We start from the raw sequence: 17,615 nt of genomic DNA on the forward strand, positions 1-17,615 counted from the left end.
TGAGGAGTCGTTATGCCACGCGAGACCAATGCCGCCAAACGCGAGCGCGCCGTTGAGGTGTGCGAGCGCCTCAACCGTCGCTATGGCCCGGTTGAGTGTTTTTTGGACCACGAGAATCCCTATAGGCTGCTCATAGCGGTGTTGCTCTCGGCGCAGACGACCGACGCGCAGGTCAACAAGGTGACGCCGAAGCTGTTTGCCCAGTGGCCCACGCCCGAGGCCATGGCGGGGGCGAGCGTTGCCGATGTGGCAGATACCATTAAGTCGCTCGGCTTCTATAAGAGCAAGGCCAAGCACGCCGTGGAGGCCGCACAGATGATTGTCGCCGATTACGGCGGCGAGGTGCCGGCCGACATGAAGGAGCTTGTCAAGCTGCCGGGCGTTGGGCGCAAGACGGCGAACATTGTGCTCAACGTGGGGTTTGGCATTGTCGAGGGCATCGCGGTCGATACGCACGTCAACCGCATCGCGCACCGTCTGATGCTGAGTCCCAAGACGCACGCCAAAGAGCCGCTCAAGACCGAGCAGGATCTGCTCAAGATCTTGCCGCACGAGTATTGGGAGTCGGTCAACCACCAGTGGATCACCTTTGGCCGCGAGATCTGCGATGCCCGCAAACCCAAGTGCGACGGGTGCCCACTGGCAGACCTTTGCCCCAGTGTACGGGTGGCTCAATAGCTTTTTGCAAACTTTTTTGCAAAAAAGTCTCAAACTTTCTTCATTGCTAACGGGGGCACTTTTACTAACGGAGACCCCAACCAGTGTTATTCGACGAATGAAAACGGCGAGATTAATCAGCCCGCTTCTCCGGTGCGCGATGGATACGTCTTTGACGGCTGGTATTATGACGGCAGTTTTACCAATGCTGTCGATTTTTCCCAGCCCCTTCAGGGCGGTGCAGATCACTTCGTGCTGTTCGCCAAGTGGACTGAGGCTTCCTCGAAGGTGCTTAATGTGACCTACGAAGCCAATGGCGGTCAGTTCGCCGACGGCAACGATACTATGCAGGTCGTAACCGATACTAACGGTATCGCACGCCTGCCGCTTCAGCCAACCCGCGAGGGCTATGACTTCCTTGGTTGGTCGTACGATCGCGACGGAAATGACCCCGTCGACTTCACGAAGGCTATCGTTGCGGGCAGCGGTCACGCGACCCTTTATGCCCAGTGGAAGCAGAACAACGAGAAGACGGTTCTCTATGTTGCCAATGGTGGCGCTTTCGCCGATGGCAATGAGACCATGGAGGGCGTTACCGACAGCAACGGCGTCGCCCGCCAGCCCCTGGCCCCGACCCGCAAGGGCTACACCTTCACCGGCTGGACCTACGACCGCGAGGGCACCGATCCTGTCGACTTCACCAAGCCTATCCCGGGTAGCGGTCAGCACGTTACGTTCTTCGCTCAGTGGGCAGAGCTTGCTAACAATGAGAAAGACGTCCTCTACTTCACCAACGGCGGTGTGTTCGCTGATGGCAACGAAGTTCTCCAGGGCGTGACCGATGCCGACGGCGTCGCCCGCCAGCCCCTGGCCCCGACCCGCGAGGGCTACACCTTCGCCGGCTGGACCTACGACTCCGAGGGCACCGACCCGGTCGTCTTCAGCAAGCCCGTCCAAGGCGGCGGTGACCACGTGACGTTCTACGCCCAGTGGACCAAGAACGAGACGCCTGCTGTCCAGACGCACAAGGTCAATTTCTATGTTGATGGTTCCACCACTACGGTTGAGGTCGAGGACGGCAAGACTGTTGCTCAGCCCAGTGATCCTTCCATCGACGGCTTCAACTTTGTCGGCTGGTCTTCTTCCAAGGAGTCCTTTAAGAAGTTTGACTTCTCTACTCCTATCACTGAGGACACCACTGTCTACGCTTTCTTTACCGCTAAGACCCCCAAGTCCGAGACTTTGAAGAAGGATGAGGGCAAGAAGCAGGTTACTGCTGACAAGAAGGACGAGGCTAAGGCCGAGAAGAAGGACGCCGCCGCCCTCCCTACCACTGGCGACCCGATCTTTGTAGTGACCTCAGCTGCTTCCCTTGCCGGCGCCGTGGCTGCCGCCGTGGGCATGTACATGACCAAGCGTCGCGAGCACTAATCTCTGCTAGCGTTTACCTCCGGGCTTAATTAGCCCAAACCTGATAGTCGCGTGGGGACCCGACCCCCACGCGGCTTTTATGTTTTAGTTATCTTGCGTAAGTTTTGTCGGCTCCTGCATCCGTATTTAGATGTCCGCGTCATATAAAGGAGCGCCGCTGCGATGCGTGCAGCGGCGCTCCTTTGAGTTGATTCTTATTGTATGTGCTCGGCCCTAGGCCAGCGCGCGTACGTTTGAGGAGATCTTCAGCACCAAAAACTCGGTCGAGGAACCCAGCTTGAGCAGGTCGCCGTCGTGGATAGGAATCTGACTGTCCTCGTCATCGGCGGTGCGCAGCGAGCGTGGCTTTTCGATAACGGTGGTCGTGCCGTTGCGTGTCACCAGCACCGTTCCGTTGGTGGAGTGAAGGCCGCTCGCGAGCCACGTGCCGTTAGAAAATGCTACACGCAGGTGCCGGCGGGATACATCGGGTCCTACGTTGGTGATGGCGTTTTGGTCGTGTGCAAAAGAGCCAAGTACCGTACCCTCGGGCTCGAGGCTCAAAGGATAGATTGGCGGCAAGGCCGAGCCGTCTTTCGCAAGCCTGAGCAGCCCCAGTTTTGCAGGAGGCTCGTTGACCTTGCGGTTAGTGCCTTGTGCCTGGACGACCTCGGCGGTCTCGAGCGTGCCAAAGGTCTGGGCCAGTTGCGTTATGGCAAAGTCTTTGACCTCGGAGGCGGCGGCGTTGGGATCGGCCAAGCATCCGCAGACCGTTAGCGCAAGAAGCTCCAAAAGGCGCCGGTCGCTTTGCTTGAGGCCCGGCATGACGGCGATGCGGTCAAAGATATTGCGCAGGATGGAACCATCGAGCCCCCAGTGTTCGAGCGACGTCGCCATGCGCTCGAGGGCACGCGTCGTAATGGCTTGCTGGCGAGCGTTGGCGGCCGCTGGACTGCTGCCGCTGGCGATTTTTGCAGCGGCAGCCAAGTTCTGGACGCTCTGCGAAAAATCGGCAAACATCTCGGGGTCGATCTTGTCGGTACCCGGAACGACGTGCACCACGCGTCGCGATAGAAACGTCTTTTCGGCAATGCGAAACCTTGGGGCCGGTTTGGCGTCCATCGGCTTGTCCGAAACCAAGATGCGCGCCGCTTCTCGATTATTGATCTGCAGGTCGCACTTAAGGAAATCAAAGAGCACCTCGGAAGGTGTTTCCGCGCGCATGATGCGAGGCTCCTTTCTGGTATCCGGTGAAGGTATTAGATGCAAAAGCCGGGTAGGACATAGGTCTTTTGGTCTGGTTTGTTTCCGGGCGTTGCCCAGCTAAACACGTCGCCGTCTCTTCCAACGCGGTTAAAGTACGTCGAGTTGGCGCCCTCGCTGCAGTCGGCGCTGGGGGTGCGCTCCCAGTAGTAGATCTTTTTGCCGGCGACGGTGCGGATCATGGCGTCGTTGGTGGTCAGACCGCTTACGCTCTGCTCGCGATAGAGCTGGTACTGCTCGCCTTCTCCGCTGTAGAGGGTAGAAAGGTACTCGTAGCCTTCTGCGAACGTTTCGGGCGCCTGGTAGCCGCACAGCTCGCTCATGGACGGCAGCCACAGCTTGTCATCGGTGGCGGTGATGCTGGAGGCGTCTTTGGTGCCGCCGGTGTTGTTGGTGAGCTTTCGCACCGAGCGAATCTGATTGCGGAGATCGTCGGGCAGCGTAGCCATGCCCTTGTCCGCCAACCATTCACGAAGCGACGATTGCTCCCAGCCACCCGTCGCGGCGCTGTCGTTTACGGCGCGCATGGCGATGGGGGTACGGAACATAAAGGTGATGCCAGCGGGAAGGCCGTCATCGGTGAGTGTGTCTGCCTTAAAGCCCACGATCTGGATTTGTGCCTTGGTCCCGTCGGAAAGCCTGACGGTCTTGGTGTTCTCGTTTTCGAGCGACTGCTTGCTGTTTACCAGGTGGTAGGTTTCGGCAATCTCGAGCACCTTTTTGCTGGAAGATGTCTCTTGGATTTTGCGGGAGATCAGGGCGAGTTCTTCCCAGGTGTAATCGTCGAGTGACGGCTTGATGCCGTGCGCCAGGTCGATAAGCCCCCAGCATCCCGTGGCAATGGCAGAGCCTGCTATGCCGGCAACGCAGACGCCGCCGAGCACGAGCGCAGCGCGACGCGAGATGACTGGGTGACGCGTCTGAGCCTTGTCGGAGCAGGAAGGCTTCGGTTGCTGGCTAATGTCGATCGGGGTGGGCAGCGGCGTGCGCGGCTCAAAATCGATGTCTTTAATCCAGGCATCGAGCTTGCCGACAATCGTAGACAGCGGCGCGCGCTGGGACTGCTCGTTATGGATGCCGCTCATGATGACATCGACAAGCATTTGGTCGCCTGGTACGCGTGCCTCAAGCGGCTCGTGCTCGTGCTCGATCTTGTACAGGTAGGGCGACTGGTCCATATGCTCGTTTAGGCGATATGGCGTGTGGCCGGCATAGAGCGTGTAGAGTACGCTGCAGAGCTCGTATGTATCGATGCTGGGCGACGTACGCAGCGGCGCCAGCTCGGGGATGTCGTTGGAGAGCATCTCGGGTGGGGCGAACTCGGGGGTGCCGTTGCGCCAGATGCCGGTGGACATGGTAAACGAGGGGTCTGAGCGCTTGATGCTCGAGCTGCCCAGATCGACCAGGCAAAGGTCAAAACTGCAGTGTGCAATCTGCTGGGCAAGGGACCGGCACGTCGTGCGAATGATGATATTGCGCAAGGAGATATCACGGTGTACAAACGGCGCATCGAGCTTTTGGGCACCCAGGAGAATCTCTCCCAGGCGTTTTCCAATCGCGGCGACGGTGTTTGCGGGAATGTGGCCGCCCTCGGCGGGGTCGGTTAGCTCTGCCGCAGCATCGCGAAGGGGCAGGCCTTCAATCCACTCCATAACGATGACCGGTACGGAGCCGGTATAGCCGTAGCCATAGGTTTTGGGAAAGCCGTCCAACAGTGAGACGGCTGCAAGATTGCGATACTCCTCGGTAAGCGTCTTGATGTCCGAGGGGCTGACGGCGGAGCCGTCTTCATCACAGCCGCTGAGGGGCCACAGCGTCTTGAGCGCAAAGGTCTCGCCCTCGGTGTTGGCGACCTTGCGAAGATGGTGGGAACCGCCGCCGACTGCCCCGCAATCCAACAGGGTGGTAAAGCGGCGAATAGTATCGGGGTCTTCGGTGGTCGCAAACATGGCGTTTGGTTCAAAGGGGGACAACGCGATGATATTCATATCCGTGTCGTACGTCACGGGGCGATCCTTTCGAGAAAAAAGTGCATGGCGATAATGTTAGTGAAAAGGTAGCGCAACCGTTGCCTTAATCGAAAAGGTGCCGTTATTTGCATGGGTTGATGCAAATAACGGCACCTTGTGCGTCGAAGATGTGTGGGCGGGCTAGTCTGTGATGCGAATGACCAAGAAGCGCGTCGTGGCGCCCAAGCAAAGCGTGTCTCCGTTGTGAATCTCGACGGGGGTGTTGGCAAAGTTGGCGGGGCGCTCGCGTCTAGGCGGTTCGATAGCCTGTCGGCAGCGATCGACGCCCGAGATCAAAAACGATCCGTTGGTGGAGCCGAGGCCCTGCGCAAGCCAGCGTCCGTCTTGGAGCCAAATGCGCAGGTGCTGACGCGAGACATCGGAATCGACGTCGGTGATGGCGTTCTCGTCGCTCGTCAGCGACCCGATAATGCTGCCCGCCGGGTCCGTGGTAAGGGGATGCAACGGCGGTCGTGCCGAGTTGCCCACGACGCGCAGCAGCCCCAGGCGAATGTCTCCCGTGGGGCGCGCGGTTGTCGAGAAAAATGAGGTGACGGTTGTCTCGACCGTGCCGAGTGTCGAGAGCATCTGGTCGGACACAAAGGACTCGGTGTATTCGATGGCGCGGGCGGGGTCGCCAAGGCAGCCGGTAACGATAAAAAAGACCAGATGGATGTAGAAGCGATCTTTAATGTCACTATCGTCAGCGGTCTCGATGCGCTCGACGCCGTTTTTAAAGAGCATGCCGTCGACGCCGCAATTGGTAAGGGCATCCTGCATGTCTGGGGCGCACGATTCCATATAGCGTTTAGCGACCTTGCTCAGCGATTGGGGGTCGGAGCCTCGGTTTTGTATGATGAGGTTGAGTATCTGGCGCGCACTTTGTTCAAAGGGCGCAAACAGCGACTCGGGAAGGTCACCGGGTTTGGCGTGAACGATTTCGCGTGAGATAAACGACGGGACCATCAAGCGTTCGGAGATGAGGCGTCCACCGTAACGGGCGTTGCCGTCCATGAGAATTTGCGCGGCGTTACCGTTGTTGATGCGACCGAGTGACTTGAGCCCGGCGTACAGTGCACAAGATGGAGTGTCGGCCATTTGTTTTCACCCCCCCCTCATCAAAAAGTGACATTGTATACGCAAGTATCTTCAATTATAGGCGCTTTTCAGCTCGAAATGCTCGCCAGGGGGCGCGGACGGTGTAAATTGCTGCCAGAAGACAGCAAATTAAAAAGCGGAAAGCGGATTAATAAGCTGGGAAACGCGTTGGCAAGACCGTTGTGGGCAACATTTGGCATGATGTCGCTTTGGCTTTTGGTCACGGGACCGTGCGGTACCATAAGCGTCAATGAACTTTGACGCACGACCCGCCGAGCTTGCCCCGGCGGGCTTTTGGCGTTGCGATGCCGGAGGAACAGCATGCTCATTCACCGTATAGCCGCGCAGCTCTACACTGCCGAGGCCTTGCAGACCGTCGAGGCCGGGCTCGACGCCGGCGAGGATGTGACGCTGGCCGTGTCGCAGTCGGGCCGCACGCTTATGGCGGCTGCTCAGTTTGCGCGCCGCCCGCGCCCTACGGTCTACATTGTGAGCGGCGAGGACGCGGCCGATCGCGCCGCGCGCAGCCTGGCCGCCTACGTGGGCCTGGCGCACGTGTGCCGCTTTCCCGAGCGCAAGGACTATCCGTGGCGCGAGCAGGCACCCGACGATGCCGTGGTGGCGCAGCGCTGCGAGGCTCTGGGGCGTATCGTGCGCGGGGACAACTGCATCATGGTTGCCTCGGCCCGCGCGCTGCTGCGTTGCGTGCCGCCAGTCGAGAGCTGCTACTGGGAGTCCACGACCTTTGCGGTGGGCGAGGAGATTCCTTTTGACGAAGTGCCGCAGCGCCTGGTGGGCATGGGCTACACCAATGCCGGCGCCGCCGACGCACCCGGCCTGTTCCGCGTGCACGGCGACACCGTCGAGGTATTCCCCGCACAAGAGAAAGCGCCCGTGCGCATTGAGTTCTTTGGCGACGAAATTGATCGCATTCGCCGTATGGTGAGCTCTACGGGCCAAACCATCGGCAACGAGGACAGCATCGAGATCTTCCCGTGCCGCGAGCTGGCGCTTACCGACGAAGCCGTTCACAACATGCACGTGGCGCTCTATCGCGCAAGCCAGAGCGACAGCAAGCTGGCGGCACTGCTCGAGATGGTTGATGCGCGTATCGTCACACCCGAGCTCGACCGCTTTTTGCCGGTGATGTACGGCCAGACCGTGAGCCCGTTGGCGCACGTGAGCGGCAAGGCGCTTGTGGTTCTGTCCGAGCCGCGCTCGCTGTTCGACGACTGCCTGCGTGCCTACGAGGATATCGAGGCGCGCGCCGGCGAGGCGGGGATTGACCGCTTGGACGGCCTGTACGTGCGCGCCCAGCAGCTCGACTTTGGTGCTCAGCAGCGCCTGAACTACGTGAGCCTGATCCGCGCCGGCGGTGCGGTTACGGCAGAGCTCAAGATTGAGCAGCCGGCTATCGCAGGCTCGGACAACCGCTTTATGACGCGCGTTCAGGAAGTCGTGGGCAAGCGCTATGCCTGCGTGTTTGCCATTCCCGACCGCGGAGCGCGCGAGTCGATGGAGCTCACCTTTGGCGACGAGGGCATTACCTTTGAGGAGTCGCTGACGGCCGCCCCCGAAAACGCCGGTGTTATTGGCGAGCGCGTACGCGTGGCAGCGGCAGATTCTGCCGACCGTGCTGCCCGCCAGGAGGCCCATGCTGCAATTCGCGAGCGCAAGGCCGACGCGCTCAACGCCCGCTCGCTCGAGGCGGGCGCCGCCCAGGCTGCCGCCGGTGCTGCCGTACCCACCATCTCGCGCGGACGCGTGACCTTTGTGGATGCCGCCCTGCCGCAGGGCGTGGTGGTGCCCGATGCCAACCTAGCCGTGTTCTCGATCGCCGATCTCAATGCCCGCATGGACGCCAACCGCGCGCGCAGCCGTCGCAAGGTGGACATTACGCAGATCACGTTTCCGTTTAAGCCGGGCGACTACGTGGTGCACGCTACCCACGGCATCGCGCTCTTTAGCGAGATCGCGCGCCAGGAAGTGGGCGGCAAGGAGCGCGACTACTTTTTGCTGGAATATGCCGACGGCGACAAGCTCTACGTGCCGCTTGAGCAGGTCGACCGCATCACGCGCTATGTTGGCCCCGACGGCGACAAGCCGCGCCTGACTAGGCTCAATACCGCCGACTGGACGCGTGCCACCAACAAGGCGCGCAAGAACGCCAAAAAGCTGGCGTTTGACCTGGTCGATCTGTATACGCGCCGTTCGTCGATTACCGGTATCGCCTGCCCGCCCGATACGCCCGAGCAGATCGAGATGGAGGAGAGCTTTCCTTACGACGAGACGCGCGACCAGCTGGAGGCCATCGCCGATATTAAGGCCGACATGGAGGCGCCCAAGCCCATGGACCGCCTGCTGTGCGGCGACGTGGGCTTTGGCAAGACCGAGGTTGCCCTGCGCGCGGCGTTTAAGTGCGTGGACTCCGGCCGTCAGGTCATGGTGCTCTGCCCCACGACCATTCTGGCCCAACAGCACTACGAGACCTTCTTTGAGCGCTTTGCCCCGTTTGGCCTCGAGGTCGAGGTGCTCAGCCGCTTTCGCACGCCGGCGCAGCAGAAGCGCGCGCTCAAGGCGTTTGCCGAGGGCACGATCGACGTGCTCATCGGCACGCACCGCCTGCTTTCGGCCGATGTGAACCCCAAGAACCTGGGTTTGGTGATCATCGACGAGGAGCAGCGCTTTGGCGTGCAGCACAAGGAGCAGCTCAAGAACCTGCGCGAGCAGATTGACGTGCTCACGCTTTCGGCAACGCCTATTCCGCGAACCATGCAGATGGCCACGAGCGGCGTGCGCGACATGAGCCTGATCACCACGCCACCGACCGGGCGCCGCCCCGTGATCGTGCACGTGGGGGAGTACGACCCCGACGTGGTGAGCGCGGCGATTCGCCTGGAGGTGGGCCGCGGCGGCCAGGTGTACTACGTGTCCAACCGCGTCAAGACCATCGACGACGCCGTGGCACGCGTACACGAGGCCGCGCCCGAGGCGCGCGTGGGCGTGGCGCACGGCAAGATGAGCCCGCGCGAGGTCGAGGACGTCATGATCGAGTTCGCGACCAAAAAGATCGACGTGCTCATCGCCACGACCATCGTGGAGAGCGGCATAGACAACGCGACCGCCAACACGCTGATCATCGAGGATTCGCAGCGCTTGGGCCTGGCGCAGCTCTACCAGCTCAAGGGCCGCGTGGGCCGTTCTGCCACGCAAGCCTACGCGTACTTTATGTTCCCGGGCGAGCTGCCGCTCACCGAGGAGGCTACGGCACGCCTGACCGCACTCTCCGAGTTCCAGGACCTGGGCAGCGGCATGCGCATCGCCATGCGCGACCTGGAGATCCGCGGCGCCGGCTCGCTCATGGGCGCCGAGCAACACGGCAACCTGTCGAGCGTGGGCTTTGACCTGTTTACGCAGATGCTGGGCCAGGCCGTGGCCGAGGCGCGCGGCGACGACGATGCCGGTGTGGAGGCGGCGAGCGTGGGCATCAACCTGCCGGCCGACTACTTCTTGTCCGAGGAGTACCTGCCGGCGGTGGATCAGCGCGTGCTCGTATACCGTAAGCTTGCGGCGGCCGGGGACCTGGAGAGCATCGACGAGGTGCAGGAAGAGACCGAGGCCGCGCATGGCGAGCTGCCGTTGGCGGGACTCAACCTGTTCAATCGCGCGCGAATCCGCATTCGCGGCGAGCGCCTGGGGCTCGAGAGCGTTACGCTCAGCGGCGGTCGCATCACGTTTTTGGGCGTCGACGTTCCCAAGAAGGTGGCCTATGAGCTTAAGACCCGCTATGGCGCGGTAAACTTCCCCAAGAGCCGCAAACTGTCGGTGCCCTACAAGGCGGGCGCCGGCGCGGGCAGCGGCCTGGGTCGCGGTCTCGACGCCAACGACGGTACCGGCCCCGTGGCCGCGGCACTCATGCTGCTGCAGCAGCTGGGCACGTCCGACGATGACTAACGGGTCGACGTCGTAAACGCCCCATTTGGGCAATCTGGTTCCATCGAAAGGAAAGCATGTTCGGGTACATCTATAAGAAAGATGCCGCTGCTATCGCGGTTATCCTTGCCCTCTGCCTGGGCGTGGGCAGTTTCTTCGATTATCAGATCTCGAGCGCGCTGTTCAACATCGGCAGTATGTACGGCCGCTTTATCGAGGCGACCGGCGAGCTGCCGTTTGAGCTGACGGCGAGCGTCGCGGGCGTTATGCTCGTGCGCGCGGTGCGTCCCGACTCCAGGGGGAGCAAATGGCTCGCCGTGCTCGGCATCTTCGTCAATGTTGGCCTGACCGGCTACGAGATCGTTTCGTCCCTGAGGGTTGGCGGCAAACTCATCGTGGCTCAGTTGGTGCTGACGTTTGTGCTGGCCATCGTCGCCAACCTTATCGTCTATCGCCTCACGCGCACGACCGAGCCCGACGAGCTCACACGCTGGGCGCTCATGGTGCTTGCCGTGTGGGTCGCTCAGGCCATCATCCTCAACGTGATCGTCAAGCCGCTGTGGTCGCGCCCGCGCATGCGCGTGGTCGAGGTGACGCCGGGGCTCGAGTTTCAGCCGTGGTGGGTGATTGGCAACCCCGACAAGCGGGCCTATATTGCCGCCGGTGTAGTCAAGGACGGCTTTAAGTCGTTTGCGAGCGGACACGCGGCGCACGCGGCGATTGGCCTCATGCTCGCCGGGCTTCCCGCAGCGGCCTTTAAGGAAAAGCCGTCGCGCCGTCGTGTGGTCTTTTGGACGGCGGCTGTGGTTGTGGCGTTCGTCGCGTTTGGCCGCATCGTGATCGGAGCGCACTTTTTGAGTGATGTGAGCTGCGGTTTTGCTCTGGTGCTGGCACTTGAGTGCCTTGCCGCGCGCATTGCCTATCCCAGCGGCGTACAATAGCTCCGTTTGAATCATCTGGCCGATACCCGGTAAGAGAGGATTGCCATGCTCGCGTTTAACAACGATTATTCCCACGGCGCACACCCGGCGGTGCTGCAGGCGCTCGTCGACACCAATATGGAGCCGCAGCCCGGATACGGTACCGATGCACATACCGAGCGTGCCAAGCAGCTTATCCGCGAGGCCTGTCAGGCCCCCGATGCCGACGTGTTTTTTCTGGTGGGCGGCACGCAGGCCAACGCGACGGTGATCGACATGCTGCTCGCGCCGTACGAGGGCGTCGTTGCTGCCGAGACTGGCCACGTCGCCTGCCACGAGGCGGGCGCCATCGAGTTTGGCGGCCACAAGGTGCTCACCATCCCCGGCTACGAGGGCAAGATGCACGCCGAGGACCTTGAGAACTATATCCAGGTGTTCTACGAAAACGAGAGCTACGAGCATACGGTGCTCCCGGGTGCCGTGTACGTGAGCCTATCGACCGAGTACGGCACGCTGTACTCCAAGGCCGAGCTCGCGGCGATTCACGCAGTGTGCCAGAAGCGCGAGATTCCGCTGTTTGTGGACGGTGCTCGCCTGGCCTATGCGCTGGCGGCCGATGAGTGCGACATTACCCTGCCCGAGCTGGCGCAGCTGTGCGACGTGTTCTACATCGGCGGTACCAAGTGCGGCGCGCTCTGCGGAGAGGCTGTGGTGTTCTGCGGTATGCACGCCCCGGCGCATCCCATTCCGCGTATTAAGCAGCATGGCGCGCTGCTTGCCAAAGGCCGCCTGACGGGCGTGCAGTTTGAGGCGCTCTTTACCGATGGCCTGTATTTTGAGATTGGGCGCCAGGCGATCGAGACGGCTCAGGCGCTTCGTCGCGTGCTGCACGAGCGCGGCTACCAGTTCTTTTTGGAGACGCCGACCAACCAGCAGTTTGTGATTCTGCCCAACGAGGACATGGCCCGCATTCGCGAGCATGCCTCGATTGAGTACTGGGAAAAGTACGACGAGACCCACACGGTGGTGCGCTTTTGCACCAGCTGGGCCACGACGCAGGAGGACATCGACGCGTTGGCGGCTGTCCTGTAGCCTGATGTAGTGACAAGGGGCTGCCCTGCGCCTGAGCTTGGCGCAGGGCAGCCTTTGTTTTTGAGGGGGAAGGGTTGTATGACCGAAATATCCGAGCCGACGATTCGCCTGGCGACGCCCGACGATGCGCCGGCGTTGCTTGCCATCTATGAGCCGTATGTGCGCCATACGGCGATTACCTGCGAATACGAGGTGCCGAGCGTTGAGGAGTTCGCCGGGCGTATCGAGCGTACGCTCAAGCGCTACCCGTATTTGGTGATGGAGCTGGACGGGCGTCCGGTAGGCTATGCCTATGTGAGTCCGCTCAACAGCCGCGAGGCATACGACTGGTCGGTCGAGACGTCGATCTACCTGGCGCGCGATGTGCGCCACGGCGGGCTGGGCCGCAAGCTGCACGATGCGCTCAAGCAATGCCTGATCGCGATGGGCATCACCAACATGTGCGCCCTCATCGCCGTGCCGCACGACAAGGACGACGAGTATCTGACGCACAACAGTCAGGATTTCCATGCCCATATGGGGTATCGCCTGGTGGGTGCCTTCGACCGCTGCGCCCAAAAGTTCGGTCGCTGGTACGACATGTGTTGGATGGAGTTGGTCCTAGCCGAGCGCACGCCCAACCAACCCAAACCAACCTGGTTCCCCGACCTCCCCAAACCTACCATTTAGGGACAGGTTTATTTTGGCAGGTTAGCCGATGGGTTCGGTGTATTTGGCGCGGTCGGTGCGTTGGATGCGCTTGGAGACATGGAGCGGTCGGCCGTCGGTGTCGTAGACGTAGTCGGTGATCAGGATCAGCGCCTGCCCGCGCTCAACGTTGAGCAAAAACGCCTCATTTTGCGAGGCATAGCACACCTCAAAGGTCTTATGCCCCTGTGCCGGTGCGCGATGGAACTCCTGTCGCAGCGTGGCGTAGAGCGAACCGTTGATATCGCGATCGATGAGCGTCTCGAAGCTTGGCGGCAGGTAGGTGGTCTCCAGGCACAGCGGCGCGTCGTCCAGGTAGCGCAGGCGGACAAGTTTGACGAGCTTGCTGCCCACGGCGGCGTCAAAGAACTTAGCTATGCTGCCGGCCGCCTTGGCAAAGCCCGAGTCCACGGTGCGCGTGGTGGGCTTCATGCCCTGGCCTTCGACCTGCTTGGTATAGCTCGAAAACACTAGGTTGTTCTCGTGGAGCGCGGGCGTGTCGGCCACAAAGGCGCCACGCCCGCGCTCGGTGCGCACCAGGCCCTCATCAACGAGCACCTTAAGGGCGTGGCGTACGGTGCTGCGTGACAGCCCCGATTCGTCCATGAGTTCCATCTCGGACGGCAGCTTGTCTCCGCGCGCATACGTGCCGGCAGCGATGCGATCGCGCAGCGTGCCCGCCAAGCGCTCGTATTGGGTCAGTTTCTTTTTAGATGTGACGCCCATATTGCCAACCTATATCTAACCTGTATGCTTATCTAAGCAAGCATGTATTTAATAAAACAATAAAACTGCTGGTAGCGAGCTACCGAAAACCACAGCAGCAAAATTTCTAAGACAAATATAGCATACAACTAGTCGACATAACCAAAACATGTATGTAACTTGTATGCCTGTGATGAGCATCAAACGAGAAGAAAGGCTGATGCACGATGACTACTCAGGAACAGGTTAAAGATGTCGTCTCCCAGGTTTTGGCCGACAAGGCAGACAAGGGCGGCATCAAGCGCGTCGTGTGGATTGGCGCCGGCGGATCCAACGGCGGTAACTATCCTGCCCAGTACTTTATGGAGCACGAGGCCACGCAGGTCGTGAGCTCCAGCTACACCAGCAACGAGTTCGTGCACGCCACCCCTGCCTACGTTAACGAGAACACCTTGGCCGTCGTCGTGTCCATGCGCGGCACCAAGGAGACTATCGTCGCCGCCCAGGTCGCCAAGGACCGCGGCGCCAGCACCATCGCCATCTATGTCGACGAGTCCGCCCTCACCGAGGTCTGCGACTACAAGATTCAGTACGACAGCCTGGCCGTCGACGAGTCCTGCATGGGCCGCACCAACTCCGCCGTCGTGACCATGATCGCCATGGAGCTCACGCAGCAGACCGAGGGCTATGCCGAGTACGAGACCGCTATGGCCGCCTTCGACTTGGTCGACCCCATCTATCGCAAGGCCGTCGAGTACACCCGTCCGCTTGCTGCCAAGTGGGCCGAGCAGAACGCCGACAAGCCCTGCATCAACGTGATGGCTCAAGGTCCGCTCTTTGGTGCCGCCTACGTCTTTAGCATCTGCAACGTGCAGGAGATGCTACAGATCGACTCCTGCACCATCAACACCTGCGACTTCTTCCATGGCCCCTTCGAGATCCTGGACAAGCGCACTTCGCTGTTCCAGCTCATCAGCGTCGGCCGCAGCCGCTGCAACGACGAGCGCGGCATCCGCTTCGTCAACCAGTACGGTGGCGAGCGCGTCTATCAGCTCGACGCCAAGGAGCTCGGCCTCAACGACATCAAGGACAGCGTGAGCGAATACTTCAACCACCTGATCTTCGCGCCGATCCTCAACAACGTCTACATGCGCGCGCTCTCTGCCGTCACCCACAAGGACTATATGACGCGCCGCTACATGTGGAAGCTTGAGTATTAGTTACGCGGTTCTACGAACCGCATAACGGCTCGACGCTGCAAACTCGCCAGAGCGGCAATCTGCCTTTCAGTTTCGACGGCATGGCCAGAAGGTCAATGCCGCTTCGCTTCAAGGCACCTTGCTCGCTCTGGCGGGTTTTCGCTGACGTTGCCAAAGCATCGGCATCGCCTTGGTCCAGATGTGGCAGTTGAGGACGTTCCCTTTCTGCCGGCAGTTGGGGACAGTCCTAGCCGTTGGGTAGTCATTGGGGACGTACTTAAACGACTAGTCATTGGGGACGTTCCTGAATGACTAGTCGTTTAAGTACGTCCCCAATGAGTATGTGGGAGAGCAGATTTTTCCGTTCGGCGATTTGTGGCTTGAAAAATGTATATAACGACTATAACGTAGTATGAAACATATTGGAAACAATACCGAGGAGGCTGCGTTGAAGAAAAGCAATCTGGGCTATGTGCTGGTGCTGATCGCCGCGCTTATGTGGGGCAGCATCGGAATCTTTGTAAACGGCATCTCGGCCATGGGTGTTTCGTCTCAGAGCATGGCGGCCTTTCGCCTGTTGTCGGGTGCCGCCTTAATGGCTCCGGTCTTGGCGTTCATGGGTTGCCAGGGAGGTGCTCGTGAGGGAAAAGCATCGGGTCCCCTGACACTGTTCAAGGCAAGTCCTAAAGAGCTTGTTCCCTGCGCGCTTGTCGGTATCGTCGGTTTGGCCGCCGCCAACACCTGCTATTACGAGTGCATGGGCGAGGTGGGCATGTCCACGGCCTCGGTGCTGCTCTACACCTCGCCGGTGTTTGGCGTCATGCTCGGCCGCGTGCTTTATCGCGAGGACGTGACCCCTAACAAGCTCGTTGCCATTGTCTTTAACATCGTTGGCTGTGTGCTTGCAGTGACCAATGGCGACCTTTCCGGTTTTCATTTTTCGGTTTGGGGCGTCACGTCGGGTGTGATTGCAGGCCTTTGCGGTGCGTCGCTCGCGGTGTTTAGCCGAATAGCAACCAAGACGGTCCACCCGCTGGCTGTCACGTTTTGGGGCTTTGTTTTTGGCGGTGCGGTTATGGCAGCTATCGCGGCTCCGTGGCCGGATGTCGCCGCGGCAATGTCGCCACAGCTGCTGCTGTTGTTCCTTGGCTTTGGACTCATCCCCACAGCCGTGGCTTACATCTTATATATGCAGGGTCTGTCCATGGGGCTCGAGACGTCGAAAGTTCCCGTCGTAATGTCATTCGAGACAGTTGTCACCGTACTGCTGGGCATTGGTGTCTACGCCGAGCCCGCCGGCGCGATCAAGGTCCTGGGCATCGTGCTGGTGCTCGCGTCCATCCTGATCATGAACACCGACTTCTCCAGGCTGCGCAACAGTGTGTTTGTCGGTCATGTCATTGAGAGCATGACCTTTAAGCCCAACGCGTGGTGGACGGAGAAATCGCAGGACATGGATCTGTTTAAGGAACGCACCGGCATCGCGCTGGAGCCCACCGTACAGGAAAGTCCCTGGTACTTCGTGCGATAGGGAATTGCGTGCGGCATCCGACCTAGGGTTATCCAGCCAGTGCCCGCCTACCCAGCCCCAACGTTTCGAGTACGTTAAACCCGTAAACGGTCGATTTTTAACCGCGAACGGTCTTTATACTAATTATCAATGTAAGTAGCGTATAAGACGTTATAATGAACATAACGAAAAGGAGGAGGCAAGATGAATCAGATCATTCTCGCATCTCATGGCGGCCTGGCCGCAGGCGCCAAAGACACGCTCGAGATGGTTCTCGGCGACGTGTCGAACGTCCACGTCGTGTCGCTTGCTCGTGACGACAAGGAGCCCATCACCAATAAGGTGGACGCCATGATCGCCACGTTCAACGCGGACGACACCGTCTATGTGCTGACCGATATGCTCGGCAGCTCGGTCAACAACAGCATGGTCGAGCTTTCCAAGAACGGCACGAAGTTCACGGTTGTCAGCGGTTTCAACATCCCGCTGGCGCTCACGCTCGCTATGAGCCCCGCCCCCGTCAAGGGCACCGAGCTCGCGGCCCTCATCAACGAGGCCCGCACTGGTCTGACCAACCCCAACGCACCGGTCGAGGCCGTCGCGGCTCCCGCCAAGAAGGCCAAGGCGTCCCGTCACAGCTCCGGTCCCGCCAAGATCGTCCTCGCACGTCTTGACTACCGTCTGCTGCACGGTCAGGTCGTCTTTACCTGGACCACCAAGGTTCAGGCCGAGCGCATCATCGTCGTCGACAACGCTGCCGCCAACGATGACATCAAGAAGGGCGCTCTTAAGCTGGCCAAGCCCCAGGGCGTGCGCCTGAACGTCTTCACCGTCGAGCGTGCCCTCGCCAAGATGGACAAGCTCAACACCCTCGGCGAGCGCGTCATGTTCGTCTTTGGCAACACTGCCGAGATGCTGCAGTTCTGCCAGGGCTACAAGCTCGACGCCATCAACCTGGGCGCTACCGCCAACCACGACGGTGCCGATCAGGTCGGCGGCAAGGACAGCTCCGTCTTCCTCGACGCCACCCAGAAGGCCGACATCAACCAGCTGCTCGACATGGGCATCAAGCTCTATGTCCAGCAGACCCCCACGTATCAGAGCGTCGACATCGACGCCAAGCTGTAGTCAA

General features: G+C 60.4%; 13 protein-coding genes. 9 read left to right on the forward strand and 4 right to left on the reverse strand.

The features are described 5' to 3' along the window. Positions 1-12: 12 nt before the first annotated feature. Together nth and ACTQ1S_RS05220 are read left to right on the forward strand one after the other, a co-directional pair. Positions 13-678, forward strand: a complete 666-nt coding sequence (nth, locus tag ACTQ1S_RS05215) for an endonuclease III (protein WP_441064179.1) — start codon at positions 13-15, stop codon at positions 676-678. A 42-nt stretch (positions 679-720) separates the two neighbouring features. Continuing rightward, positions 721-2,088 (forward strand): InlB B-repeat-containing protein, encoded by a 1,368-nt coding sequence (locus ACTQ1S_RS05220; RefSeq protein WP_441064188.1) that lies wholly within the window; start codon positions 721-723, stop codon positions 2,086-2,088. A gap of 213 nt (positions 2,089-2,301) precedes the next feature. On the opposite strand, the gene ACTQ1S_RS05225 is transcribed toward ACTQ1S_RS05220, so the two are convergent. The 3 genes from ACTQ1S_RS05225 to ACTQ1S_RS05235 form a co-directional block, all read right to left on the reverse strand. Beyond that, positions 2,302-3,291: an FHA domain-containing protein gene (locus ACTQ1S_RS05225; RefSeq protein WP_441054378.1), complete on the reverse strand. Its 990-nt coding sequence runs from the start codon at positions 3,289-3,291 to the stop codon at positions 2,302-2,304. Between the two features lie 35 nt (positions 3,292-3,326). Further along, positions 3,327-5,336, reverse strand: a complete 2,010-nt coding sequence (locus ACTQ1S_RS05230) for a DUF6273 domain-containing protein (RefSeq protein ID WP_441064180.1) — start codon at positions 5,334-5,336, stop codon at positions 3,327-3,329. Between the two features lie 144 nt (positions 5,337-5,480). After that, a complete protein-coding gene (locus ACTQ1S_RS05235) occupies positions 5,481-6,437 on the reverse strand; it encodes an FHA domain-containing protein (RefSeq protein WP_441083261.1) in 957 nt (318 codons plus the stop codon). A gap of 321 nt (positions 6,438-6,758) precedes the next feature. Here ACTQ1S_RS05235 and mfd point away from each other — a divergent pair, with 321 nt between their 5' ends. From mfd to ACTQ1S_RS05255, 4 genes are all read left to right on the forward strand, one after another. Next, positions 6,759-10,391 (forward strand): transcription-repair coupling factor, encoded by a 3,633-nt coding sequence (mfd, locus tag ACTQ1S_RS05240; protein WP_441064183.1) that lies wholly within the window; start codon positions 6,759-6,761, stop codon positions 10,389-10,391. Positions 10,392-10,447: 56 nt separating this feature from the next. After that, positions 10,448-11,311, forward strand: coding sequence for a phosphatase PAP2 family protein (locus ACTQ1S_RS05245; protein ID WP_441547225.1), 864 nt, complete (start codon positions 10,448-10,450; stop codon positions 11,309-11,311). Between the two features lie 45 nt (positions 11,312-11,356). Next, positions 11,357-12,382, forward strand: coding sequence for a threonine aldolase family protein (locus tag ACTQ1S_RS05250; RefSeq protein ID WP_441547226.1), 1,026 nt, complete (start codon positions 11,357-11,359; stop codon positions 12,380-12,382). A 78-nt stretch (positions 12,383-12,460) separates the two neighbouring features. Beyond that, on the forward strand, positions 12,461-13,051 hold the full coding sequence (locus ACTQ1S_RS05255) for a GNAT family N-acetyltransferase (RefSeq protein WP_441547227.1): 591 nt from the start codon (positions 12,461-12,463) through the stop codon (positions 13,049-13,051). Between the two features lie 21 nt (positions 13,052-13,072). Here ACTQ1S_RS05255 and ACTQ1S_RS05260 read toward each other — a convergent pair whose 3' ends face one another. Further along, entirely contained in the window at positions 13,073-13,795 is a 723-nt protein-coding gene (locus tag ACTQ1S_RS05260) for a GntR family transcriptional regulator (RefSeq protein ID WP_427747834.1), read from the reverse strand. Between the two features lie 206 nt (positions 13,796-14,001). On the opposite strand from ACTQ1S_RS05260, the gene ACTQ1S_RS05265 reads away from it, so the two are divergent. From ACTQ1S_RS05265 to ACTQ1S_RS05275, 3 genes are all read left to right on the forward strand, one after another. Further along, positions 14,002-14,994, forward strand: coding sequence for an SIS domain-containing protein (locus ACTQ1S_RS05265; protein ID WP_441547228.1), 993 nt, complete (start codon positions 14,002-14,004; stop codon positions 14,992-14,994). 427 nt (positions 14,995-15,421) lie between these two features. Further along, complete coding sequence (locus ACTQ1S_RS05270; RefSeq protein WP_441547229.1) at positions 15,422-16,504, forward strand: DMT family transporter; 1,083 nt, start codon at positions 15,422-15,424, stop codon at positions 16,502-16,504. Between the two features lie 183 nt (positions 16,505-16,687). Then, on the forward strand, positions 16,688-17,611 hold the full coding sequence (locus tag ACTQ1S_RS05275) for a PTS mannose/fructose/sorbose transporter subunit IIAB (protein ID WP_427719486.1): 924 nt from the start codon (positions 16,688-16,690) through the stop codon (positions 17,609-17,611). Positions 17,612-17,615: the final 4 nt, after the last annotated feature.

Source organism: Collinsella sp. LCP21S3_D3 (genome assembly GCF_052118305.1).
Lineage (GTDB): Bacteria > Actinomycetota > Coriobacteriia > Coriobacteriales > Coriobacteriaceae > Collinsella.

Bases quoted from the DNA above. Each gene is read 5' to 3' on its own strand.
- nth (WP_441064179.1), top strand. From the start codon at position 13: ATGCCACGCGAGACCAATGCCGCCAAACGCGAGCGCGCCGTTGAGGTG.
- ACTQ1S_RS05225 (WP_441054378.1), bottom strand. From the start codon at position 3,291: ATGCGCGCGGAAACACCTTCCGAGGTGCTCTTTGATTTCCTTAAGTGC.
- ACTQ1S_RS05235 (WP_441083261.1), bottom strand. From the start codon at position 6,437: ATGGCCGACACTCCATCTTGTGCACTGTACGCCGGGCTCAAGTCACTC.
- mfd (WP_441064183.1), top strand. From the start codon at position 6,759: ATGCTCATTCACCGTATAGCCGCGCAGCTCTACACTGCCGAGGCCTTG.
- ACTQ1S_RS05245 (WP_441547225.1), top strand. From the start codon at position 10,448: ATGTTCGGGTACATCTATAAGAAAGATGCCGCTGCTATCGCGGTTATC.
- ACTQ1S_RS05250 (WP_441547226.1), top strand. From the start codon at position 11,357: ATGCTCGCGTTTAACAACGATTATTCCCACGGCGCACACCCGGCGGTG.
- ACTQ1S_RS05255 (WP_441547227.1), top strand. From the start codon at position 12,461: ATGACCGAAATATCCGAGCCGACGATTCGCCTGGCGACGCCCGACGAT.
- ACTQ1S_RS05260 (WP_427747834.1), bottom strand. From the start codon at position 13,795: ATGGGCGTCACATCTAAAAAGAAACTGACCCAATACGAGCGCTTGGCG.
- ACTQ1S_RS05265 (WP_441547228.1), top strand. From the start codon at position 14,002: ATGACTACTCAGGAACAGGTTAAAGATGTCGTCTCCCAGGTTTTGGCC.
- ACTQ1S_RS05275 (WP_427719486.1), top strand. From the start codon at position 16,688: ATGAATCAGATCATTCTCGCATCTCATGGCGGCCTGGCCGCAGGCGCC.